This is a genomic window from Allobosea sp. 2RAB26 (genome assembly GCF_052115465.1).
In the GTDB taxonomy this organism is placed as follows: Bacteria; Pseudomonadota; Alphaproteobacteria; order Rhizobiales; family Beijerinckiaceae; genus Allobosea.
In genome coordinates, this window is the sequence record NZ_JBFRGS010000015.1 from 128,402 (window position 1) to 150,576 (window position 22,175).

A 22,175-nucleotide genomic window follows, 5' to 3' on the forward strand; every position below is an offset into this window, starting at 1 on the left:
CAAGAGCTTTACCTTATCAACGGCTACCGAAAGCGCGTCCGATATCTTTAATTTTGGGAACCCGAGAAGAAGCTCCACCTGCGCTACCGCATGGTCGAGGGGGGGCGTGACTGATCTGGATGACATCTTGAAGACGCTGATCGCGACAAGGCGAAGGCTGCGCTCGACCGCATCAGGGGGCGCACTGCATCCGCCTTCTCATTCGATCCGGGAGCGATCGAGCAGTTCGGCTGGCTTATGCACCACAGCATCTCATCAGGCGACGTGCCGTTCAGCAAAGCCTATATGCGCGCCGTGGTAGATCGGATCGAGGTCGACGACGACGTTATCCGGATCATCGTCGACAAGGCGACCCTCAAACAGGCAATCGCCGCGGGTGAGACTGGAGCGCCAAGGCGTTTCAATCGGAGAAACGCGAGCGCGCGTAGCGCTACCAGACGTAGCGCACGACACCCTTGCCGGCGTAGCTGCGGCTGACGTTGGAGAATTCACCGTCGAACGTTGCGGCGACTGACCAGCCGCTGTTGAAGGACACCTCTGCCGAAGCAGAAGTGAGCCCGGAGTTGCGGGCGGCGCGTGCGCCGTTGACGACGAAGCTCGAGCCGGGTAGCGACTGAAACACGGCGCTGACATTGCGGTTGGTATCGTAGTCATGCGCCCATGCGGCGCGGCCGCGCAGCGTGACGAGTGCACCACCGACCGCGAAGGATTTTTCGGCGCGCAGGCCGAGTTCGGTGCGGGCCGCGGTGCCGGTCTCGGCTGAGTAGTTCAGCGCGAAGCCGCCGGCACCGCTGAGCGAAGTCTCGGCATAGGCCGGGAGATGCAAGGCCGTGACTTGGAAGGCGGCATAAGGCGTCAGGTCGATGCCGCCGAGCGCGGGCACCAGCCAGCGATGGCCGCCTTCGATACGACCCGAAAAGGCATTGGCATGGAAGTTTGCGCTGAGCCGTTCGGGGCCGACAGCGGAAATCAGACGATCAGTGCTGATGTCCTGCCAACCGTAAGCAGCAGTGGCGGCGATATAGGACGACGCAAAATTGTGGCGGAAGAAGGCGCCAGCCTGGAATAGCCCGGAGCGGCCGCTGCCGCCATTGGCGACGGAGAAGTTGGTGCCGCCGCCAGCCAGGGCGAAACCTGCAACGGTCTCGGGCGAGAACCAGTAGTCGGCGCCGACGGCCAGGCTGGCGCTGCGGCCGGTGGTGCGGTTCGAGCCGAGGGCCGCGTTGCCATCGGTGGTGCGCGAACCGCCGAAGCCGGCACCCCAGATATTCCAGCGCGCGTCGTAAGCGCGCGGCGGCGCCTTGGCGAACATCGCATAGGCATCGCGCTCGGCGCGCGTGCGCCTGTCCGGAGCATAGGCGAGGGCACCGCTCCCGGCGGCGAAAGACGATGCGCCGGGCGCGGCGCCGCCGCGGCCGGCGGTGAAGGGATCGGACAGCACGCCCATGAACTGGGTCATGGCATCGTAGGTCGTCTGCTGCGTGCCGGTGGCGGTCTCGCCCGAGATCTGCGTCAGCGCATTTGGAAGATTGTTTTCGGTGAGCGCGAACAGCGAATTGAACGACGAAGGCATGGTCACCCCGCCCTCTAAAGCCTTGTCGATGCCGGCGGCAACGTTCCGCTGGTTGATCGAGGCATTGCTCGATAGGATCGGCGACAGCAGGCCGGGATCGAGGGTCAGAAACACGTCATTGCCGACATAGCTCAGCCGTGGATTGCGCGCAAAATAGTTGATGACGGAGGCGCTGCCGAATGTGCCGGTCAGCGTGCCCGCCTTGACGATCGTGTAGGTCCTGGTCGATGGGAGACGCGCAAGCGGATCGACGCTGACCTTGCCGGCGATGGCTGCGGTGCCGGCGACGATCGCCCTGTCCGACGATGTACCTTCGACCTGGACCAGATAGGTCGAGCCCGCACTCATGGCCAGGCTGCTCATGGTCAGCGTGCCGATGGAATTGCCGGGCGCCAGCGTGCCGCCATTGATGACAGTGGCACCGAGCGTGCCGTTGCCACCGAGTATGCCGCCGGCATTGACGGTGAGCAGGCTGGCGGCAGCGAGACTGCCGTTTACGGCAAGCGTGCCGCCATTGACGTTGACGTCGCCGTTGAAAGTCGAGTTGCCGGTCAGCGACCACAGCGAGCTATCGACCTTGTTGAAGGTCGTGAAACCAGAATACTGGTTTGTGAGCCCCGGGACGAGCGCTGAGATATCGAAGCTGCCGGTTCCGGCGCCACCGAGCTGCAACGTGTTGCCAGGGACCAGGGCCACGACCAACCCGGAGATGACGGAGGTTGGCGCCAGCGTGAGCGTGTTGCCGCTGCTCGCGAAATACACCGCAGCGATGCCGCCGCTGATGGTGCCTGCGTTGAAGATCGACGCAGTGTGTGAGCCGTTTGCCGCAACCGCAATCGTCGCGTTGCTGATGCTGGCTCCCACATTGTTGACAAGTTGCAGGTCGCCGAAGCCGTTCCCCACCCCCCCATCGTTCCGGAATTGGTGACGGACAAGCCCCCCATACCAAGGAGGATGCCTATGTTTCCGCCGGCGTGATTGACCAGAGTGCCGCTCGTCCTGACGTCCGTCATGTTGCCGAAATTGACGATATCGGCGCCTGCAATGCTGGCTATGCTGCCAATCGTGCCTGTCGCGGTATTGACCACCCTGACGTTCTGCCCAAAGATGCCGCCGATATCTCCGGCATTTTCCACGTCGACAGCCTTGAATGCCACGACGCTGCCGCCGATACTTGCTCCGGCCCGGTTGATCAGCTTCACGCTATCGAAGCCGGCGGAAACGGTCGCCACACCGCCCGTGCTCGTGATGCTTCCTGCATTGTCGATGGTGATGTTGCCACCGCGTGAAAATATGCCGCGTGTCCCACCGGAAATGACACCGCCGGCGCGGTTGGTCACCGTAATATCGGTGAGGGCATCGATCGCGGCCGCGTTGGTCCCGGTGATGTTTCCTGCGTTATCGACCGTGATGGCGCCGGCGGTCGAAACGACGCCATCGACTGCACCCCGGACGGCGCCGCCGGCCTGATTGGTCAGCGTCACGTTGGAAGACGCAGTGATGCCGGTACCGTTCGTGCTGCTGATCGTCCCGGAATTGATGACGGAAGCAGCTCCCGCGCTCGCGCTGATGCCGACTCCGTTCGTGCCGGTGATCGAACCATAGTTGGTCACGGCGAGCGAACCGGTGGCAGCGTCGATGCCGTTTGTCCGGCCCAGAACCGAAGCGCCAAGCCCGTTGCGGATCACGGCATCGCCGACCCAAATGCCGATTCTGCCGACCGATTCCACCGACGCGCCATCGCCGACATTGATCGTGATGCCCGTCTGATTGCCGGTGCCGTAGCCCGCGTCAACGTTCTGATTAACGGTGTTTCCCGTGCAGGTCACCGTGGTGCCCGGCGCAGGTGTTGTGGCATCGACGGCGCCGGGCGTACAGGCGGCTTGCGCCGGAGTTGCCATCGAGACCGTTCCCCCGATCGCCAAAGTCACGATTGCAGCGCTCTGCACCCACCCCTGTCCACGACCAAACTGCACGCTCGCCCCCATCAATTCCGCGCCCGTGACGCATCTCTGGTTGGGAGTTCAACACCGGACAGGTGCAGCTTCACAACCAGGATTGGGGGTTTAAGGCCAATGTAGAATCTGTAAGTGACTGAAATAACACGCTTTCTAACAATCCCCAAACAATTCAGCACAATGCTGCAACAGTCTACACGCGATGCGTGTGGTCGGCGGGAGCCCCCCTGCGCCTTGGCAAAGAGCGAATCGAATATTTCCACCGCCGCCGCGCGTTCCAGTGCGTCCATACGCGCCAGCGCCCGCTGCCTGGCGTCTTCGTCCCGGTGCCGTGTGACCGGAGAGGAGAAGAGGCGCATGGAGCGCAGGGAATCCAGTTTCCTCAAAGCCGGTTCGGCGGCGACCACCGCGCCGAACCCGTTGTGAAACGCAGCCGGTCCATACATATGGGCCAGCTCCGGTCCCCAGATCGTGACCTTGAAATGATTCGTCTCACTCGAAACCAGTGGCGTTGACGCCGTCCCATTGAGGTCGCTGGAGACTTGCCATAATTGTGGGTGCGCGAGCCAGCTCTGGACGCCGCCATGTGCCTCGGCGCTGAAAGCAGCTGGCAGCCTTGTCGCCATCCGAGCCTCCTCGGCATCAAGCCGCCTCGGAAACCTCCTCCGCCCCGGCGATCTGAATAGGGTTCCGTGCGAGCGCTTCTGCCTTGGAGAGGCGAGGTCGGCGGCCGAGAGCAGCTCGGCGAGTGCTGTCGTGTTCGATGGGGCTTCGGCCAACCCCGATGCTGAGGGTGGCGGTCATCTGCGAGCCATCGGATCGTGCAGCGCGTTCGGCAAATCCCCTGGCGACGGCGTCGCCGATCCGGCTTGCGGCCAGGCTGTCCCGGCCTGAATTCAGACGGCTTTCATGAGCGCGTCAAAGATCGGGCTATCCTGCGCAGCCAGCATGCGGCTGAGCTCGAAATGGTTCTGCCCTTCGGCACGCAGCAGCTGCGTTGCCTTTCCCGCCTTCTGCAGGCTTGCGTGGAACGTCGTGGCGTGACGCCGGTACTCGTCGGTTTCCGCCTCGCCATAGGCGACGAGAACGGGGCAGGTCAGCGCCTCGATATGGCGGATGGGGCTGAATGCCGCGATTTCGGCTGCGGTCAGGCCGAGATAGCGCCCGCGCGCACTGAGCATCGGCCCTTCCAGATCATAGGCGCCGCTGGCGCAGAGGGCGCCAGTGACCATGCCAGGCGCGATGCGATGCGGCGTCTCGGCGGTGAGCGCAGCCGCGACGAGATGCGCCCCCGAGGAGTGGCCGATCACGAACAGGCGTTCGGGGTCAAACCCGAGCTCGGTCGCGCGCTGGGCGAGCCAGCTGATGCCGCGCTGGACCTGCATCACCATCTCGGGCAGCCGGACGGCGGGAATGCTGGCGAAATCGAGCACGGCGAAGTTCAGGCCGGCCCGCACGAAGGCTTCCGCCGCGAAGGCGCTGTCCATGCGGTCGAGCAGGCGCCAGGCGCCGCCATGGACGTAGACGACGAGGGGTGCCCGCGGCGAGGCCGCCGGGAACAGGTCGATCCGTTCGGCCGACCCCTCGCCATAGGCGAGAGGGCGGCAGGCCAGGTTCCGATGCGCAATGAGGCTCGCCTCGCGGTACCAGGCGATGATCTCGTCAGCGTTGGCGGCCCAGGCGCCCTGATTGTAGTTCAGGTCGAGCCGGGCCTGGTCGTAGTCGAGAAAGACGGGTTTCGTCGGACGTTCGGTCATGGCGGCCTCCCTCAGCGCCCGCCGTCGGCGCGATGGACGATGCGCCCATCGACGACGGTCAGCAGAGACTCGATCCGGGCGAGCGCGTCGGGCGCGCAGCGCAGCGGGTCGGCCGAGAGTACGGCCAGATCAGCGAGCTTGCCCGTCGCGATGCTGCCCCGCTCGCCCTCCGCGAAGATCAGCTTCGCGCCGCCGAGCGTCGCGCATTCCAGCGCCTCTTCGCGCGTCAGCGCCTGTTCGGGGGAGATGACGGCGCCGGTCCGGTCGCGTCGGTTCACCGCATGGGCGATCGAGTGGAACAGGCTGAGCGGTGCGTTGTCGCTGCCGAACGAAATCGGCACGCCGGCCTCGCGCAGGGAGCGCAGCGGCACGATCTCGCCAGCCCGCTCGCGCCCGAGCTTTTCGACCAGCTCGCTGCCGCGCTTGTAGATATAGGCGGTCAGATGCGTGGTCACGGCCAGCCCGAGATCGGCAACCCGCTTCACCTGGTCCGGCGTCAGGCTGACGACATGGCCGAGCACCCAGCCCTGGCCGGCGAGCGGGGTGACGTTGTCCACCTCGGCGAAGAGGTCGAGCATATTGGGCAGGATGCCGACCGCCCGGATGCCGTTGCGCGCGGCTTCGATCAGCACCGTCTTCAGGGCATCGCGCGGCAGCGACGAATTATAGTGGAAGCCGGCCCAGCCTGTCTGCGGAAAGGCTGCGCTGCGCAGCTCCCGCTCCACGGAATCGTCGATCTCGCCGTAGAGCCCGGCCATACCGAGCCAGGCGTCGCCCAGTCCCCGGCCGGCGAGCCAATGTCCCCAGGACTTGAGCAGGGCCCGGCAATCCTCCGCCGAGGTCGAGGGCCAGGCCGGGCTGAAGATCATCGATGCCCGCACGGTCTGGCGACCCTCGGACCGGACCTGCCGATAGGCGTCCAGCACCTCGGCGGCAATGCCGTGGCCCTCGAACACGCTGGTGGTGCCCGCCCGGTTGTAGAGTTTCATCGAGGCGGCGAGCGCGCTGGCCCGCTCGCTGGCGGAGAAATGCGGCGCCCGGCGCATTAGGCTCATCTCGACCACCGGCATCTTGTTGGTCTCGACGAAGATGCCGTTCGGCTCGCCGGCGGCATCGCGGCAGATCTCGATCGACGGGGCCGGCGGCGTCGTCGCGGCATCGATGCCGGCCAGCCGCAGGGCGCGGCTGTTGGCGATCGAAACCAGCGGCAGGGTCGAGCGCCAATAGCCCCAGATCGAGCGGATATAGACCGGGTTGTCGGGCGCGGCGCGGTCGAGGTCCCAGCGGTCGGGGAAGCGATGTTCGGCGATTCCCGCCAGCACGCTCTCATAGCTGGGGGGGATGCCGATCGGCATGGTGATGATCCACTCGCCCGGCTTCTTCTGCCGCGCGATCTCGGCGATGCGCGCGACGATGTCCTCGATCGAACGGCAATCGGCGAGCGAGGGCAGCACGCTCTTCAGGCCTTCGCGGTCGAGATGGGCATGGCCATCGATGAGACCGGCGGTGACGGTCTTGCCGGCGAGATCGACATGCTCCGTCTCGGGCGAGGCCAGGGCGGCGATCTCGCTGGAACACCCAAGCGCGACGATCCGGTTTCCCGCGATGGCCAGGGCCTCGCAGGGCCCCGATTCACCGAGAACCCGGCCATTGAGCAGTACGAGCGACGGGGTGGCGCCGGGAAGGGCGGACGGCATGGAGATCCTCATCAAGGCTTGTCTGGGCCCGGTGTGAGCGGCGACGGGGGGACGGGCGGGACGGACGAGAAAGCGCCTGGGGTCAGGAAGCGGGGCCGGGGGCGCCGTCGAGATCGGAAGCGACGAAGACCTTGCGGGTGAACTCGATATGCTCGTCGAGCAGCCTGACGGCGCGATCGACGTCATGGTCCAGGGCCGCATTCATCAAGGCGGTATGCGGCTCGAGCGCCAGCGCATCGCGCAAGGCCGCGAAGGCGGGGCTGTCCTGCCATGGCGTGCCCGCCGCGCTGTGCGAAAGCGCGGGCGCGATCGACAGGATGCGGTGATGCCGGCGCAGCTGATCCTTGATCTGCACGTAGAAGCGCATCAGCCAGCGCGACGTGCAGGCGGCCAGCAGGGCCAGATGGAACGCCTCGTGCCGCTCTTCCCAATCGCTGATGACCAGCTCTTCCGGCTTTTCCACCGGCGGCGTGCAGCGCGAGAGCCGGAAATGCGCGGCGACCAGCGCGGTCTCCCACGCCTCGTCGCCATTGGCGATGGATTCCGCCAGCATCGGCAGCTCGACCAGGCGCCGGGCCCTGGTCAGGTCGCTCAACTCCTCCAGCGAGACGGGCGCGACCGCGTAACCCTTGTTGGCGCTGGAGGTGACCAGGCGCTCGGCCTCAAGGCGCGACAAGGCCTCGCGCAACGGAGTCCAGCCGATGCCGTAGGCCTCCCGCATGGCGCCGAGCTTCAGCGGCGCACCCGGCCGCAGCCGCGTTTCGAGGATCTCCTGGCGCAGCGTCCGGTAGGCGGCTTCGGTCTTGGTGGCGACGTCGGTTTCGTCCATTGGATCCTCGCATGCTACCGGCAATATATATAATATGACGCGATTGGCAAAATTATATATATCAATTGACATCTTCGATATCGGTCTCGATAGTCCCCGACAGATGGGCCGCGCTGGCGGCATCGGCCATGAGTGGAGGCGAGATGAACCTGGCATCGCTGGACAGGGCAGGGGTGGCGTCCGAGATCGCGCGGCGCGATGGCGCCGATCCGCTGGGGCATCTGCGCGGCCGTTTTCATCTGCCTGCGGGCGCGATCTATCTGGCCGGCAATTCGCTCGGCCCGGCGCCGGTGGCTGCTTTCAGCGACATGGCGGTCGCCATGCGCGAGGAATGGGCGGAAGGGCTGGTGCGCAGCTGGAACGATGCCGGCTGGTTCGCCCTGGTCAATACGCTGGGCGACCGTCTGGGGCGCCTGATCGGCGCGGCGCCGGGGCAGACGGTGGTGTGCGATTCCGTCTCGGTGAATGTCTACAAGGCGCTGCATGCCGCGCTCGCGCTGCGCCCCGATCGCAATGTCATCGTCGCCGAAGGCGGCAGCTTCCCCACCGATCTTTATGTCGCCGAAGGCGTGGCGGCCGGGCGGCCCGATCTCGTCCTGAAGCTCGAGGGCGTCGACGGCCCGCGGATCGAGGATCTGGTCGACGAGCGCACTGCGGTCGTGCTGGTCAACCATGTCGACTACAAGACCGGCGGACTGCGCGACATGGCGGCGCTCAACCGGCTGATCCACGCCAGGGGCGCCGTCGCGGTCTGGGACCTCTGCCACAGCGCCGGCGTCGTGCCGGTCGATCTCGACGGCGCGGGAGCCGATCTCGCGATCGGCTGCACCTACAAATATCTGAACTGCGGTCCGGGCGCGCCGGCCTTCATCTATGCGGCGGCGCGTCATCACGATGCCCTGTCGCAGCCGCTCTCCGGCTGGTGGGGCCATGCCGCCCCCTTCGCCTTCGAGCGCGGCTACCGGCCGGCCGGTGGCATCCAGCGCCTGCTATGCGGAACGCAGCCGATCCTGTCCATGCGCGTCGTCGATGCCGGCCTCGCCGCGATCGAGGATGTCGAGATGTCCGCGCTGCGGGCCAAGAGTCTCGCGTTGACTGATCTGTTCATGGAGCTGGTCGAGCCGGTCTGCCGCGCCCATGGCGCCACAATCGTCACGCCGCGCGCTCATGCGGCGCGCGGCAGCCAGGTCTCGATCACCTCAGACAACGGCTATGCCGTCGTACAGGCCCTGATCGCGCGCGGCGTCATCGGCGATTTCCGGGCCCCGGACATGATGCGCTTCGGCTTCGCACCCGCCTATCTCGGCTATGCCGATATCGAGCGCGCCGCCCAGGCCTTCAACGACGTCATGACCTCGGGGATCTGGCGCGACGAGCGCTTCGCCAAACGGCGCGCCGTGACCTGACGACGCCACGATACGGCCAATAGCAAGAGCGCAGCCGGCGAAGCCCGCGCATGCGCCGGTCAAAAAAGAGAGCGCAAGTCCGCAAGCCGTTTGCAGCGGCGAGCGGCGGTTCCAGGGGAGGGACACGTGAAGACTCTGTTCAAGGCAGGATTCGTTAGGAAAGGCCTAGTCAGATCGGGCCTCGCCGCAGCCGCGCTGGCGGCGGCCGCGACATTCTCCGCCGCGGCCCAGGCCGGGCCGACGCTCGATGCCATCCGCAAGCGCGGCGAAGTCACCTGCGGGGTCAGCACCGGCATCGGCGGCTTCTCGATCGCCGACAGTTCGGGCCGCTGGACCGGGCTGACGACCGATTTCTGCCGGGCGGTCTCGGCGGCGGTGCTCGGCGATGCCGCACGGGAGAAGTTCGTCCCGCTCAGCCCGCAGCAGCGCTTCACGGCCCTGCAATCGGGCGAGATCGACATGCTCACCACCGTCGCGACCTGGACGCTGACGCGCGACGCCTCGCTCGGCCTGCTCTATGCCGGCGTCTATTTCTACGACGGCCAGGGTTTCCTGGTGCCGAAATCGCTCGGCCTGAAGAGTGCGCTCGAACTGGACGGCGCCAGCATCTGCACCGCCACCGGCACGACGAGCGAGCTCAATCTCGCCGATTATTTCCGGGCCAACGGCAAGAAATTCACGCCGGTCGTGTTCGAGGCCCAGAACGAGGCGCGGGCCGCCTTTTTCAGTGGCCGCTGCCAGGCATTCTCCGCCGACATGTCCTATCTGTCCTCGGTCAGGGCTTCCGACGAACCCAATCCCGACGAATGGCAGATCCTGCCGGACATGATCTCGAAGGAGCCGCTCGGGCCGGTCGTCGGCCGCAACGACCTGGAATGGTTCACCGCCGTCAAATGGGTCCTGATGGCGCTGATCGAGGCGGAGGAGAAGGGCATCACCGCTGCCAATGTCGACCAGATGAAGGAGAGCGCGAACCCGGAGATCAAGCGCCTGCTCGGCGTCACCGGCGATATGGGCCAGAGACTCGGCCTCGACCCGGGTTGGGCCTATCGCGCGATCAAGCGGGTCGGCAATTACGGCGAGATCTTCGAACGCAATGTCGGCCCCAAAACAGCTCTGCGCATGGAGCGCGGTGCCAACGCGCTCTGGACAAAGGGCGGGCAGATGTACGCCATGCCGACGCGCTGAGATGAGCGCCGTCGCGATCGCGCCGACGCGCCTGGCGAGAGGCTGGAACGACCCGTCCTTTCGGGCCCTGGCGACGCAGGTGATCGTGCTGGCCGTGCTGGCCGGCACCATCGCATTCCTCGCCACGAACCTCGTCGGCAATCTCGAGGCGCGCTCGATCCGGACAGGCTTCGGCTTCGTCTGGCAGGCGGCCGGCTTCGAGATCGGCCAGAGTTTCATCGCCTACAGCGCCAGCGCGAGTTTCGGCCGGGCGCTGTTGGTCGGTCTGCTCAACACGCTCGTGGTTGCCGTGCTCGGGATCGTGCTGTCGACGCTTGCCGGCTTCGTCGTCGGCATTGCCAGCCTGTCACGCAATCCTCTCGTCAGCCCGCTGGCCAGGCTCTATGTCGAGCTCGTCCGCAACACGCCGCTGCTGCTGCAGCTCTATCTCTGGTATGCGGTTCTGACCCAGATGCTGCCCGCCGCATCGGCCGCGCCGCAGCTGCTTCCCGGTGTCTATCTCGCCAAGAGCGGCCTGCATTTTCCGGTGCTGCAGCATGGCGCCGACCTCATCCTCGTGGCGGTGATCGTCGGCCTCGTCGCCTTCGCCGGCCATGGCCTGTGGGCGCGGCGCCGGGCGGAGCTGACCGGCGCGCCCGCGAAGCTCTGGCCCGGATTGCTGCTGCTCCTGCTGCCGCTTGCCGCCGTGGCGCTCGATCTCGCTGCGACGACCTCCTTCGACATGCCGCGGCCGACCCGCTTCGGCTTCTCCGGCGGCGGCATGATCACGCCGGAACTGACGGCGCTCCTGATCGGGCTGTCGCTCTACAACGCCGCCTTCATCGGCGAGATCCTGCGTGCCGGGATCCTGTCGGTCAGCCGCGGCCAGCGCGAGGCCGCCGCTGCGCTGGGGCTGACGCAGGGCCAGGCGCTGCGCCTGGTGGTGATCCCGCAGGCGATGAAGGTCGCCGTGCCGCCGCTCGCCAGCCAGTATCTCAATCTGGCCAAGAACACCTCGCTCGCCATCGCGATCGGCTATCCCGACCTGATGTCGATCGGGAACACGATCATCAACCAGACCGGCCAGGCGGTCGAGGTCATCGCAATCCTGATGAGCGTGTACCTCGCGCTCAGCCTCGCGATCTCGGGCTTCATGAACTGGTACAATAGCCGCGTCGCGCTCAAGGGGGCGTCATGAGCGCCGCCGCCCCTTCGGTGCGGGAACGCCTGTTCGGCAGCATCGGCAACACGTTGCTGACGGTCGTGATGCTCGGCCTCTTCGTCACCTACGTCCCGTCGCTGCTGCGCTGGGCCGTGTTCGATGCAACCTGGTGGGCGGCGTCTCCGGCGACCTGCCGCGCCATGGGCGGGGCCTGCTGGGCCTTCGTCCACGAGAAATTGCGGCTGATCCTGTTCGGCCGCTACCCGTTCGAGGAGCAGTGGCGACCATTCGCAGCCTTGCTGCTGACCATCACGCTGGTGCTGGCGAGCTGCTCGCTGCGCTTTGGGGTGCGGGCCGTCATCGCGGGCTGGCTGCTGGGGATCCCCGCCGTGATCGTCCTGATGCGCGGCGGCGTGCTCGGCCTGTCCTTTGTGGCGACCGATCTATGGGGCGGGCTGCCGCTGACGGTTTTCCTCGCGGTCGGCGGCATCCTCGGTGCATTCCCGCTCGCCATTGCGCTGGCACTCGGACGGCGCTCGCAGCTCGGCATCATCAGGGGCGTCTGCGTCATGTTCATCGAGATGGTCCGCGGCGTGCCGCTGGTCAGCGTGTTGTTCATGGCCTCGTTCATGATTCCGCTCTTCCTGCCGGGAAAGCTGCAGGTCGATGCTTTGCTGCGTGCCCTCATCGCCATCACGTTGTTCAGCGCGGCCTATCTGGCGGAAGCCATCCGCGGCGGCCTGCAGGCCGTGCCCGCCGGGCAGGAGCAGGCGGCCAAGGCGCTCGGGCTCGGCTATTGGCAGACATCGTTGCTGGTTGTCGTGCCGCAGGCGCTGCGCCTTGCTGTTCCGGCGATCGCCAACCTTTTCATTGGCCTGTTCAAGGATACGTCGCTCGTCGGCATCGTCGGCCTGACCGACCTCCTGCTCGCAACCAAGCAGGCGCTGGGCGATCCGCAATGGCGCAGCTTCTCGCTCGAAGGCTACCTCTTCGTCGCTCTGCTCTATGTCGCGTTCTGCTCCTTCATCTCGCATTACAGCCGCGCGCTGGAGACGCGCCTGCAACGCCAGGCGGTGTGAGGGTCTCGGAAGCCGCAAAGGGGGAAGGAAGGGTCATTCAAGCCTGCTTCTGCGGAGGCAGCCGCCGTCCGCGCAGGTCATGTCTCGTCTCATGTCTCGTCCTTCCCTCCGGGAGCTCTCGGCGGGGGACCGCCTTGATCCAGCTTGGAGACTACCGGCAGGTAATGAAGACGCTCGCCTTCTTCGCCCGCTCGGCAAGATCGGCGGGGTCCAGCTTCTCTCCCGGCAGCCCGACGTCAAATGCGATCTGATTGGCATCCAGAAAGCTCGCTGCCAACGACGCCTTCACGGCGAAGTTGACGTTCTGCGGAAGGTCGCCCTGGGACTCAGCCAACTTGATCGCGTCAAGCTTTGCGGTGACCACGCCCACGACATTGCCCGAAGCATCGACGAGTGGGCCACCTGAGTTCCCCGATTGCACCGGGGCAGAGACTTGAAGATACCGGCTGTCATCCCGAAGGCCCGCCAGCGCCGTGACATTGCCCTGCGTGAAGTTTCCTGTCGTCGCCAGCAGGTCGGTGTGTGGAAATCCAAAGGCCGCGATGCCTTCTCCCAACCGGACACTGGCTCGAATGGGGAGGGTGCGCTCCACGGGCCCCGCCAGCTTCAACACCGCAAGGTCGTTTATCGCGTCCCGCGCGAGCACCTGAGCGGGACCGGGAGTGCCGCCGTCCGGCCGCGCTGTAATGGTCGTGCACTCCTTGACGACATGGGCATTGGTCAGAATGTGCCCAGCCTTCGAGACGAAGAAGCCTGAGCCGCTGGATCCGGCTTTCTTTGGCGGTTCGGCACTGACCGGCGGCGGTGTTGGAGTCGGGGCAGGGGTCGGGAGGCTAGCGACCTCGGGTTCGCTCTTCTCCCACGGATATCCCCCGCGTTTCACAGTGGGGAATGGCGCTCCCGTCATCGAAGCCCAAAGGGACCCGGAAATGACCGTGACGAGCCGATTTCCGAAGACGGGAGCGTCATCTTCAGACCACGACATATCGAAGCCGAGAATGCCTCCAGCATCGGCACGGTAACGGACGTAGCGGTTATACCTGCCTTGGTTCCCGGTGATGACGAAGAAATCGCCCTTCAGGACTTTGAAGTTGATGTGGTCGCCGCCTCGGACCATCTCCCGCAAAGTGACGTCGTAGGCGGTTTTCACGTCTATGGTCGGGTAGGAATTGAACAAAAGCTTGAATCTGTTGCGCGGCTCCTTGATTTCGACGCCGCGCTCGGTCCGAAAGGCAGCGAGGTCGAGCCCTATCGGGACCCAAATTGAGCGGCCGCGGGTCGGATGGGGAACCCAGCGTAACCCCCAGCCCTTCAGTACCGAGGAGGCCGACGCAAGCATTTGCCCCACCTGGGCCTCCGTGAGGATGCCATTGGGGGCCTCTCCCCGTGCCCGCTGGAGGTCTTTGGTGGCTTCAAAGAGCCTCCGGGAGAAATTTACGTTGGGCACGGCCGGCCAATGCCCCGCGCTCGTCAGGAAGACCTGAAACCAGAGTCGGGTGTTGAGCTCGAGGCTCAGGAAGGCCCGCTCAGCCTCCCTGAAATTGGGGTCATAGGTTTGCGCGGCAGCTGGCCTGAACGCGGCTAGCAACGCCAACACCAAAGCGATTACTCGCGAACGCATACCCAACCCAGCCCCTCGACGAATTCTAATCTACGGTACGGTTGGGAGAGGTTAAGTCAACGCGCGGATCGACATAGCGTTAGTGCGCAGCAGCCCGCCTCGCTCACACGCGCAATTCGGCGGTACAGCACGCTGGTCCCGGCGGGCCCACGGCTATCGTCGACGCTTGAAAGCGTTCGGCAGCCTCGCCGCCATTCGGCCCTCTGAAGCCCGTCAGGCCGCCTCGGAAACACCGTTCTCCCCGGCGATCTGAATACGGTTCCGTCCGAGCGCCTTTGCCTTGTAGAGGGCGAGGTCGGCGGCCGAGAGCAGTTCGGCGAGGGCGGTTGCGTTCGATCGGGCTTCGGCCAGCCCGATGCTGACGGTGGCGGTCATGTGCAAACCGTCGCTTCGCGCGGCACGTTCGGCAAATTCCCTGGCCACAGTCTCGCCGATCCGGCTTGCGGCAAGGCTATCCTGGCCCGGCAGCAGGATCGCGAACTCTTCCCCGCCCAGGCGGCCGATGACCCCGTCCGCGCCGGCGATGTCGCGCGACACGGCGGCGAAGAGCCTTAGCACCGCATCGCCGGCGTCATGGCCGTAGCGGTCATTGATCGCCTTGAAATGATCGAGGTCGAAGGCGAGCAGCGAGACCGGCCGTTGCGCCGCGCCATCCCGCAGCGCCCTGGCGCCATGTTCGAAAAAGCCCTGGCGGTTGCGCAGCCCGGTCAGGAAATCGGTGCGGGAATCGGCCAGGAGCTGGGCCTGATACTCCTCGCGGATCAGCGCCAGCAAGGCCATCGGCATGGCCATCATGAAGAGGACGGCCTCGTACATCGTGACCTTGGCGAGAACCGGCAGCAGGCTCTCCCCGTAGGTTGTGACGAGCACAGGCGCGACAGTCGCGCGCAGGAGATAGAACAGGCTGTGGCAGACGAAGACCCCGACCGCGATCGGCCGGGATCGCAGAGGCTTCACAGCGCGGCTGCGCAACAGGACAAGCGCCGTCAGGCCGCAGATCGCGGCGATCGGCAGCGAGCCGACATAGGTCCAGAAGAACACCGGAAACTCTTCGCCGCCGATGGCCCAGGCAGCGGCCAGGACAATGAGCACTGCGGCGCAGCGGCCGATGCGTACGCGCTCGTCGAGGCATCTGACGCCCTGGAGAACCAGGAGGTAGCCGAGAACCATGACGATATTGGTGAGGGCTGGGCCGGTGATGCCGGGAAACGCCTCGCGCCTCATGGCCAGCAGGCAGCCAATGGCGAAAGCGACATAGCCGGCGGCCCATATTCCGAGTGGGCGCGAGCGCTGGGCATGCGCCTTGCGCTCCCAGAGCGTCATCGCTGCGGCGACCAGCGATGTTCCAACGGTCAAGTACCAGAGGGTCGGAAGGTCCATGTTCATCGCGTCATTGGGACCTGGCCTCAGGCACGTCAGGCGAGGTCGGGAGGGTCCTTTATGGCAGCGTCACTCCTTTCATGTGCTGGAAAGGAATTAACATTTGTTGAGCTTGACGGCGCACCTGGCGTCATCATCCGAGCCGGAAACCTGCCCGAGCCTTGAGAAGCCCGGGAGCCTCTGCGATAGGATGGGGCCTGAAAGCCATCGCGGAGGGGCTCATCCTGCGTATCGTCGTCGAGCGTGCCCTGCGCCGGAACTGGGACCGCCTGTTCTTCTATGCGCTGCGGCTGAGCGGCAGCCGGGACGCGGCGGCCGATCTGCTGCAATCCTGCGCCATGAAGGCTTTGGCCGCGTCGCCGCCCGAGGAGGACGAGCGTCTCCGGCCCTGGCTCTTCACGATCCTGCGCAATCTCTGGATCGACGAGCATCGCCGCGGGCAGGCCTCCGTGCTCGCCGCTAGCGAGGCGGAAGCTCCGGAGGGCGGGTTTTGGCGCCATCATGACAGCCTGATCGCCGAGATCACCGTGCGCCAGGCGCTCGAACGCCTCGATCCGTCGCATCGCGACATCCTCGAACTGATCGATCTCGCCGGCTTTCGCTATGGCGAGGCGGCCGAGATCCTCGGCATTCCCACGGGGACCGTGATGAGCCGGATCAGCCGGGCGCGGGCAGCGCTGCTGGAGGCGATCGAGGGCGGCAATCTCCGCGTCCTGCCTGCACGGCGCCGCCAGGCTGGTGGCTGATATGACCGGGCGCGAAACCATCTCCTGGGATCTGCTCAACGCCTATGTCGATGGCGAGCTGGAGCCGGGCGAGACGGCCAAGGTCGCAGCCGCGATCGCGGTCGATCGCGAGATCGCCGCCAAGGTTGCGACGCTGACGCATCTGCGCGCCACCATGCGCGCCCTGCCGCCGCAGGAGGGAGCGCCGGCCTTCGCCTTGCCGGCCCCCCCGCCGCCAACACGGCTGAAACCTCGGCCATGGCTGCAGGTGGCCGCTGCGCTGCTGATCGCCTGCGGGCTCGGCGTCGCCTGGTTCGGCCTGTATCGCGCGGACCCGGCAGAACCGCCGCTGACGGCGGCGGTTGCCGCGCATCGGCTCTGGCTCGCGCAAGGGCCGGCCGGCCAAGGGCCCGCCGCCCAGGAGCAGCGCCTCGGCGTCGAGCTGGCAGGCGCCGATGTCAGTGCCTTGCCGGATCTGTCGCTCGCCTCGCTGCGCCTCGTGCATCTCTCGCTCGACCCCGCCGTGCGGCGCGGCGGCGGCGTGCTTGCCGGCTATGTCGGACCAAATGGCTGCCGCGTCGGCCTGTGGATTGCGCCGGTCGATAACAGCCTGCCGGCACGGCCAGCCGTCCAGGATCGCGATGGTTTCGCGATCCGCGCCTGGCACGGCCACCACGCAAGCTACGCCCTGATCGGGCAGGGCATCGATCCCGCCCGCCTCGATGGCATCGCCGCGCTCGTCGCCAGGCTGACCGAGGATGAACGCAGTATCCCGCGCGAGCAGATCGCGGCGCTGGCCGAGGCGCGCAGCCTCCGGCCTGCTTGCGTCGGCTGACGGTTTTTTCGCTCCGCCAGAATATTTTTCTCGACCTGGAATAAATCGCATCGGCCCGGCGTCGTCTCCAGCGAGGAACATGTCCTCGGGAGAAGACACCATGTTGGAAGACGTCCAGGCGCGGGATGCCGCCGCCGAACCGCATCACGATTCAATCTCCGAACGCTCCACCGCCCCGCGCGCATCGCGACGCCTCCTGCTCGGCGGCAGCCTGGCAGCGCTCGGCGCCTCGCTTGGCGGCCTACCGCGCCTCTCGATCGTATCGCCGGCCGCCGCCCAAGGGGCTCCTGCTGCCGCGCCCGCAGCCGCCCCGCCAAAGGGCCCGCAGCCCTTCGATTTTCCGGGCAAGGACAAGGGCCTGGTGCTTTTGGGCGATCGGCCGCTCGTCGCCGAGACGCCGGAAAGCCTGCTCAATGACGACACCACGCCGATCTCAAAATTCTTCATCCGCAATAATGGCCAGATCCCCGAGCCGGTGGCCAATGCCGAGACCTGGCAGCTGAAGATCGAGGGCGAGGTCGAGAAGCCGCTGACCCTGACTCTGGCCGAGCTGAAATCCCGTTTCGCCGCGCAGACCTTCCGGATGGTGCTGGAATGCGGCGGCAATGGCCGTTCCTTCTACCAGCCGGCCGGGCGCGGCAACCAATGGACCAATGGCGGCGCCGGCTGCGCCGAATGGACCGGGGTGCGCCTCGCCGATGTGCTGAAGGCCGCGGGTCTCAAAGCCAGCGCCAGGTTCACGGGCCATTTTGGCGCCGATCCGCATCTCTCCGGCGACACCACCCGCGATGCGATTTCGCGCGGCATGCCGATCGAGAAGGCGCTCGAGCCGCATTCGCTGATCGTCTGGGCCATGAATGGAGAGCCGCTGCCGCATATCCATGGTGGCCCGTTGCGCCTGCTCGTGCCGGGCTGGCCGGCCTCGCTCTCGTCGAAATGGCTGAACCGCATCCTGGTGCGCGCAACCCCGCATGACGGGCAGGGCATGGGCGGAACCTCCTACCGCATCCCGACCGTGCCGCTCATTCCCGGGTCGAATGCCGACGGCAAGACCAATTTCACCGACATGACCTCGATGCCGGTGCGCTCGATCATCACCGCGCCCGCCAATGGCACGCGCCTGCCGGCTACTACCCGCGAGGTCGCCCTGCGCGGTGCCGCCTGGGCCGGCGATCACGATGTCGCCAAGGTCGAGGTCTCCTTCGATGCCGGCCAGCGCTGGCAGGCCATGACGCTGGCGAAGCCGAAGAACCGCTATGACTGGGTGCGCTGGACCGGCGCGGTGACCCTGCCGAGCGAGGGCTATTTCGAGCTCTGGGTCCGCGCCACGGATTCCCGCGGGGTTGCCCAGCCGCATGTCGCGACCAACTGGAACCCGCAGGGCTACGGCTCCAACCCGTTCCACCGCACCGCGATCCTGGTCGGTTGACGATGGCCGCGCTTCACTCGCTCCGGATGGCAGCTCTTGCGGCCATCCTCCTCGCCCCCGCCGGCAGTTTTGCCCAAGAGGAGACGCCAGAGGCGCTGCCCGATTTTCGCGGCCGCGACGAAACCTTTGGCTACTGCATCGGCTGCCATTCGATGAAGGTCGTCGGCCGCCAGGGCATGGACCGCGTCCGCTGGGACGAAACCCTGAACTGGATGACCGAGAAGCACAGCATGCCGGCGCCCGATCCGGAGATGCGCGCGATCCTGCTCGACTATCTCGCCCAGGCCTTTCCGCCAAAGGCTCCGGCCCAGAGCGGCGGCTGGGTCAGCCCCTTCGCGCCAAAACCATAGGACTCCAACGATATGAAGCTTGCCTACCTCATGGGCGCCGCGCTGCTCGCGGCCGCCGCCCAGCCCGCCCGTGCCCAGGATGCCGCCGCCGGCGAGAAGGTCTATGCCCAGTGCCGCTCCTGCCATCAGGTCGGCGAGACCGCCAAGAACACGGTCGGGCCGATCCTCAACGGCGTGATCGGCCAGAAGGCCGGAACCCGCGAAGGCTATGGCTACAGCGCCGCGATGAAGGATTCCGGCCTGACCTGGGACAACGCGACCTTCGCTGACTACATCCAGAACCCGCGCACAAAGGTGCCGGGCACCAAGATGATCTATGCCGGCCTCAAGGACGAGAAGCGCATCGCCGATCTGCTGGCCTTCCTCAAGCAGTTCGATGCGAGCGGAAAGAAGGGTGGGTGACGGAGCGCGCTCCGGTGCCCGCTAAAGCATCGGCCCGAAAAGTGGACTGCGGTTTTCGGGACAGAGCCGGCGCAAATACAAAGGGTTAGATCATCTGACCGGATAGGATTTCCTGTCCGATGATCTAGCCCGGCCGCGCAGGTTGCAGCGCTTCGTGACGATGACGGCTGGATCGGCGCGCGCCTCGGGCTGGCCGGGGTAGGGCAAGGCACGGTCGCCGGGCCGTGGCGGGCATGACGCTCGAAGCCTTGCGGTCTCTCCGTCCCGCTTCTGCCATTGCAGGAAGGGGCGAGGCGGGGCACACAGGCTGCAGCATGTTCGGCATCACCTTGCGCACGCAGGACCCTGCAAAGCCCTTCTGGGCGCTGGTCGACAAGGCCTCGGCCTTCGAGACCGCGCCCTCGATCAGCGCGCTCGGCTATTTCCCCCACATCACGCTGGCGCGCTGCCCGGCGATCGGGACATCCAGGCTGGCCGCCGCCGCGGAGGCTTTGGTGGGCGAACGGGCCTTCGCGCTGACCTTCGAGCGGATTGAATTCTTCGATGGCGAGCCGCTGGTGCTCTGGCTGAAGCCCAGCCCCGATCGGCGCCTGATCGAGGCTCATGCAAGGTTGCATGCACGCGTCGATCCCGCGCTCAGCGATCCGCACTATCTCCCGGAGCACTGGAGACCGCATCTGACGATCGCGATGGCGATCCCCGCGCCGCAGCGGGACGCCGCCCTCGACTTCGCCAGGCGCCCCTTCACGCCGTTCACGCTGACCCTCGATGTCGCGGATTGCCTGTCCTAGCCGCCGGTCAGCATCCTGCAGACGCGAACGCTGGACCAAGAGCCGGCTTAGCAATCGCGTGGATTGAATCGGATGCTCGGGTCCGCCGGCAGCGGTCCTCGCTGCACGGGGAAGAGCGGTGCAGCCTGCCCGTTTGCAGGTGATCGGAAGGGCGCGGCGGGTGGTCAGCAGGCGGCCGGCCGCGTAGCGTATCGATGCACAATCGCGGACTGCGTCGCCATGCTCTCAAGATCGCTCAAGACCTTCCTGACCGTGGCGCGAACGCTGAATTTTACCCGCGCCGCCGAAGAGGTTCATCTCGCTCAGTCAAGTGTGAGCGACCAGATCCAGGCCCTGGAAGCCGAACTCGGGGTTGGCCTTTTCACGCGTTCGAGGCTCGGCCTGGAGCTGACGCCTGCCGGAAAAGTTCTCCAGCCCTATGCCGAGGAGCTGATGCAGCTGGCGGATGAAACGCGGGCGGCGATGGGCGCGGTCGCGGCGCGCCCAGCTGGATCGGTCACCATCGGCGCGTTGGAGACCATCGCGTCGGCGAAGCTCCCGCAATGGCTTGCAGGCTTTTCGCGCGAGCATCCCGAGGTCACGCTCACGATCAAGATCGCGAGCAGCGGAGAGTTATTGAGGCAACTGGTGGATGGAGACATCGATGTCGCCTTCCGTTTCGACCAGCCGGATCTCGATGAACGTCTGGCCAGGCGTGCGATAGTGACGGCGCCCCTCGTCGTCATCGGGTCACCCGAGAAGCGCAGCGCGCTCCCCGGGGATCTTGCTGCATTCGCCGGCGCGCGCTTCATCGTCACCGAAGTTGGATGCGTCTATCGGCGGCTGTTCGACGAGGCTTTCGCTCAGGCGGGCCTCGCACGCCCGAGCCCCGCAGCCGAGGTCGGCAGCATCGCCATGATCGTGCGCCTGGTCGCGAGCGGGGCGGGCCTCGGCCTCGTCCCGCGCTTCGCCGTCACCGAGGCCCTGGAGCGCGGCGAGGTCGCGGACGCACCATGGCCCGGACCGCCGCCCTCGCTTGCGATGATATGGCGCCGCCGCCGCATCCAGCCCGCGGCGCTCAAGCATGTGCTGGCCGCCAGCGACAGTTTCGAACCGGTCAGATCAGCCGGTGTCCGCCCTCGACATGCAATACCGTCCCCGTCGTGAACCCGTTGCCCATCAGGAACCGAACGGCGTCTGCGATGTCATCGGGCTGACCGATCCGCCCAACCGGCAGGCGCTCGGCCATGGCGCCCAGCACCTCGTCCTTTCGGTCGCCGGCGACAAAAGCCCAGATCGGCGTGTCGACCCAGCCCGGCGACACCGCATTGACGCGGATCGGCGCCAGTTCGACCGCAAGCGCCCGGGCCAGCCCTTCCAGCGCCGCGTTCACGGCCGCCACCGCAGCCCCGCGGGCCGAGGGCCTGTAGGCGGCGATACCGGAGGTGAAGGTGAGCGAGCCATCGCGACCGATCTTCGAGACGCCATGCTTGGCCAGCAGCAGTGGCGCATAGATCTTGCTGTCCACGGCTCTCTGGACGGCCTTCAGGTCGAGTGCGGGCAGGAGTTCGTAAGCGCCCTCGATGTCAGCCACCGTGCAGACGACATGGTCGAGCGCGTCGACGCGCTCGAAGAGCGTCACCACCTGCTCTTCGCGGGACACATCGGCAACGACGGCGGCGAGCGCCGCGGGAGAGCCGAGAGCCTCTTCGGCAGCCCGCAACCGGGCTTCATTGCGCCCGACGATGATGACTTCGGCGCCGGCGTCGAGGCAGTGCCGCGCCAGGGCCAGACCCATTCCGGATGCGCCTCCGGCGATGAGAATCTTCTTATGCGCGAGTGCCTTATCCATGATGATCGATCCCTGCGGGCATTGAAACGTCGTCGGCAGACGTCGCAGGCCGGGCAGGGCCTTTGAAGCGGAATAAACCGATCGTGGTATCGGAAGCACCGATGCTTGGCCCTGCTAGATCACCGGACCGGATATCGTATCCAGTCCGCTGATCTAACCCTTTGTCTTTGCCTCGGCTTTCCC

General features: G+C 66.2%; 20 protein-coding genes. 11 read left to right on the forward strand and 9 right to left on the reverse strand.

Annotated features, from left to right (window positions below; all coding sequences use genetic code 11):
* Positions 1–430 precede the first annotated feature (430 nt).
* The 6 genes from AB4118_RS25275 to AB4118_RS25300 all read right to left on the reverse strand — a co-directional run bounded on the left by AB4118_RS25275 (position 431) and on the right by AB4118_RS25300 (position 7,814).
* Positions 431–2,209: an autotransporter family protein gene (locus AB4118_RS25275; protein ID WP_441492369.1), complete on the reverse strand. Its 1,779-nt coding sequence runs from the start codon at positions 2,207–2,209 to the stop codon at positions 431–433.
* The gene (locus tag AB4118_RS25280) at positions 2,125–3,474 is read right to left on the reverse strand and encodes a hypothetical protein (protein ID WP_441492326.1); all 1,350 of its coding nucleotides are present in this window, start codon (positions 3,472–3,474) and stop codon (positions 2,125–2,127) included. Before AB4118_RS25280 ends, AB4118_RS25275 begins: the two co-directional genes overlap by 85 nt.
* A gap of 86 nt (positions 3,475–3,560) precedes the next feature.
* Entirely contained in the window at positions 3,561–4,157 is a 597-nt protein-coding gene (locus tag AB4118_RS25285) for a hypothetical protein (protein WP_441492327.1), read from the reverse strand.
* A 270-nt stretch (positions 4,158–4,427) separates the two neighbouring features.
* Complete coding sequence (locus AB4118_RS25290) at positions 4,428–5,288, reverse strand: alpha/beta hydrolase (protein WP_441492328.1); 861 nt, start codon at positions 5,286–5,288, stop codon at positions 4,428–4,430.
* Between the two features lie 11 nt (positions 5,289–5,299).
* Positions 5,300–6,985: an amidohydrolase gene (locus tag AB4118_RS25295; protein WP_441492329.1), complete on the reverse strand. Its 1,686-nt coding sequence runs from the start codon at positions 6,983–6,985 to the stop codon at positions 5,300–5,302.
* An 82-nt stretch (positions 6,986–7,067) separates the two neighbouring features.
* Positions 7,068–7,814: a GntR family transcriptional regulator gene (locus AB4118_RS25300; RefSeq protein ID WP_441492330.1), complete on the reverse strand. Its 747-nt coding sequence runs from the start codon at positions 7,812–7,814 to the stop codon at positions 7,068–7,070.
* A gap of 143 nt (positions 7,815–7,957) precedes the next feature.
* On the opposite strand from AB4118_RS25300, the gene kynU reads away from it, so the two are divergent.
* The 4 genes from kynU (at position 7,958) to AB4118_RS25320 (ending at position 12,628) form a co-directional block, all read left to right on the forward strand.
* Positions 7,958–9,220: a kynureninase gene (gene kynU / locus AB4118_RS25305; protein WP_441492331.1), complete on the forward strand. Its 1,263-nt coding sequence runs from the start codon at positions 7,958–7,960 to the stop codon at positions 9,218–9,220.
* A 126-nt stretch (positions 9,221–9,346) separates the two neighbouring features.
* Complete coding sequence (locus AB4118_RS25310) at positions 9,347–10,408, forward strand: amino acid ABC transporter substrate-binding protein (RefSeq protein WP_441492332.1); 1,062 nt, start codon at positions 9,347–9,349, stop codon at positions 10,406–10,408.
* A gap of 1 nt (position 10,409) precedes the next feature.
* Positions 10,410–11,585 carry an amino acid ABC transporter permease gene (locus AB4118_RS25315; protein WP_441492333.1) on the forward strand — a complete coding sequence of 392 codons (1,176 nt, stop codon included), beginning with the start codon at positions 10,410–10,412 and terminating at the stop codon, positions 11,583–11,585.
* A complete protein-coding gene (locus AB4118_RS25320) occupies positions 11,582–12,628 on the forward strand; it encodes an amino acid ABC transporter permease (protein ID WP_441492334.1) in 1,047 nt (348 codons plus the stop codon). Before AB4118_RS25315 ends, AB4118_RS25320 begins: the two co-directional genes overlap by 4 nt.
* 151 nt (positions 12,629–12,779) lie before the next feature.
* Here AB4118_RS25320 and AB4118_RS25325 read toward each other — a convergent pair whose 3' ends face one another.
* A complete protein-coding gene (locus AB4118_RS25325; protein ID WP_441492370.1) occupies positions 12,780–14,249 on the reverse strand; it encodes a S1C family serine protease in 1,470 nt (489 codons plus the stop codon).
* Positions 14,250–14,462: 213 nt separating this feature from the next.
* Positions 14,463–15,629, reverse strand: a complete 1,167-nt coding sequence (locus tag AB4118_RS25330; RefSeq protein ID WP_441492335.1) for a GGDEF domain-containing protein — start codon at positions 15,627–15,629, stop codon at positions 14,463–14,465.
* A 161-nt stretch (positions 15,630–15,790) separates the two neighbouring features.
* On the opposite strand from AB4118_RS25330, the gene AB4118_RS25335 reads away from it, so the two are divergent.
* From AB4118_RS25335 to AB4118_RS25365, 7 genes are all read left to right on the forward strand, one after another.
* Positions 15,791–16,375, forward strand: a complete 585-nt coding sequence (locus AB4118_RS25335; protein WP_441492336.1) for an RNA polymerase sigma factor — start codon at positions 15,791–15,793, stop codon at positions 16,373–16,375.
* A gap of 1 nt (position 16,376) precedes the next feature.
* Positions 16,377–17,189 (forward strand): anti-sigma factor family protein, encoded by an 813-nt coding sequence (locus AB4118_RS25340; protein WP_441492337.1) that lies wholly within the window; start codon positions 16,377–16,379, stop codon positions 17,187–17,189.
* Between the two features lie 100 nt (positions 17,190–17,289).
* A complete protein-coding gene (locus tag AB4118_RS25345) occupies positions 17,290–18,618 on the forward strand; it encodes a sulfite oxidase (protein WP_441492338.1) in 1,329 nt (442 codons plus the stop codon).
* A 2-nt stretch (positions 18,619–18,620) separates the two neighbouring features.
* Positions 18,621–18,968 carry a hypothetical protein gene (locus AB4118_RS25350; RefSeq protein ID WP_441492339.1) on the forward strand — a complete coding sequence of 116 codons (348 nt, stop codon included), beginning with the start codon at positions 18,621–18,623 and terminating at the stop codon, positions 18,966–18,968.
* A gap of 12 nt (positions 18,969–18,980) precedes the next feature.
* Positions 18,981–19,370: a c-type cytochrome gene (locus AB4118_RS25355; protein ID WP_441492340.1), complete on the forward strand. Its 390-nt coding sequence runs from the start codon at positions 18,981–18,983 to the stop codon at positions 19,368–19,370.
* A gap of 314 nt (positions 19,371–19,684) precedes the next feature.
* Entirely contained in the window at positions 19,685–20,161 is a 477-nt protein-coding gene (locus AB4118_RS25360) for a 2'-5' RNA ligase family protein (RefSeq protein WP_441492341.1), read from the forward strand.
* 219 nt (positions 20,162–20,380) lie between these two features.
* Positions 20,381–21,307, forward strand: coding sequence for a LysR family transcriptional regulator (locus AB4118_RS25365; protein WP_441492342.1), 927 nt, complete (start codon positions 20,381–20,383; stop codon positions 21,305–21,307).
* Here AB4118_RS25365 and AB4118_RS25370 read toward each other — a convergent pair.
* A complete protein-coding gene (locus AB4118_RS25370) occupies positions 21,258–21,992 on the reverse strand; it encodes an SDR family oxidoreductase (protein ID WP_441492343.1) in 735 nt (244 codons plus the stop codon). The genes AB4118_RS25365 and AB4118_RS25370 overlap by 50 nt on opposite strands.
* Positions 21,993–22,175: the final 183 nt, after the last annotated feature.

Bases quoted from the DNA above. Each gene is read 5' to 3' on its own strand.
- AB4118_RS25280 (WP_441492326.1), bottom strand. From the start codon at position 3,474: ATGGCAACTCCGGCGCAAGCCGCCTGTACGCCCGGCGCCGTCGATGCC.
- AB4118_RS25285 (WP_441492327.1), bottom strand. From the start codon at position 4,157: ATGGCGACAAGGCTGCCAGCTGCTTTCAGCGCCGAGGCACATGGCGGC.
- AB4118_RS25290 (WP_441492328.1), bottom strand. From the start codon at position 5,288: ATGACCGAACGTCCGACGAAACCCGTCTTTCTCGACTACGACCAGGCC.
- AB4118_RS25295 (WP_441492329.1), bottom strand. From the start codon at position 6,985: ATGCCGTCCGCCCTTCCCGGCGCCACCCCGTCGCTCGTACTGCTCAAT.
- AB4118_RS25300 (WP_441492330.1), bottom strand. From the start codon at position 7,814: ATGGACGAAACCGACGTCGCCACCAAGACCGAAGCCGCCTACCGGACG.
- kynU (WP_441492331.1), top strand. From the start codon at position 7,958: ATGAACCTGGCATCGCTGGACAGGGCAGGGGTGGCGTCCGAGATCGCG.
- AB4118_RS25315 (WP_441492333.1), top strand. From the start codon at position 10,410: ATGAGCGCCGTCGCGATCGCGCCGACGCGCCTGGCGAGAGGCTGGAAC.
- AB4118_RS25320 (WP_441492334.1), top strand. From the start codon at position 11,582: ATGAGCGCCGCCGCCCCTTCGGTGCGGGAACGCCTGTTCGGCAGCATC.
- AB4118_RS25325 (WP_441492370.1), bottom strand. From the start codon at position 14,249: ATGCGTTCGCGAGTAATCGCTTTGGTGTTGGCGTTGCTAGCCGCGTTC.
- AB4118_RS25330 (WP_441492335.1), bottom strand. From the start codon at position 15,629: ATGGACCTTCCGACCCTCTGGTACTTGACCGTTGGAACATCGCTGGTC.
- AB4118_RS25340 (WP_441492337.1), top strand. From the start codon at position 16,377: ATGACCGGGCGCGAAACCATCTCCTGGGATCTGCTCAACGCCTATGTC.
- AB4118_RS25345 (WP_441492338.1), top strand. From the start codon at position 17,290: ATGTTGGAAGACGTCCAGGCGCGGGATGCCGCCGCCGAACCGCATCAC.
- AB4118_RS25350 (WP_441492339.1), top strand. From the start codon at position 18,621: ATGGCCGCGCTTCACTCGCTCCGGATGGCAGCTCTTGCGGCCATCCTC.
- AB4118_RS25355 (WP_441492340.1), top strand. From the start codon at position 18,981: ATGAAGCTTGCCTACCTCATGGGCGCCGCGCTGCTCGCGGCCGCCGCC.
- AB4118_RS25360 (WP_441492341.1), top strand. From the start codon at position 19,685: ATGTTCGGCATCACCTTGCGCACGCAGGACCCTGCAAAGCCCTTCTGG.
- AB4118_RS25365 (WP_441492342.1), top strand. From the start codon at position 20,381: ATGCTCTCAAGATCGCTCAAGACCTTCCTGACCGTGGCGCGAACGCTG.
- AB4118_RS25370 (WP_441492343.1), bottom strand. From the start codon at position 21,992: ATGGATAAGGCACTCGCGCATAAGAAGATTCTCATCGCCGGAGGCGCA.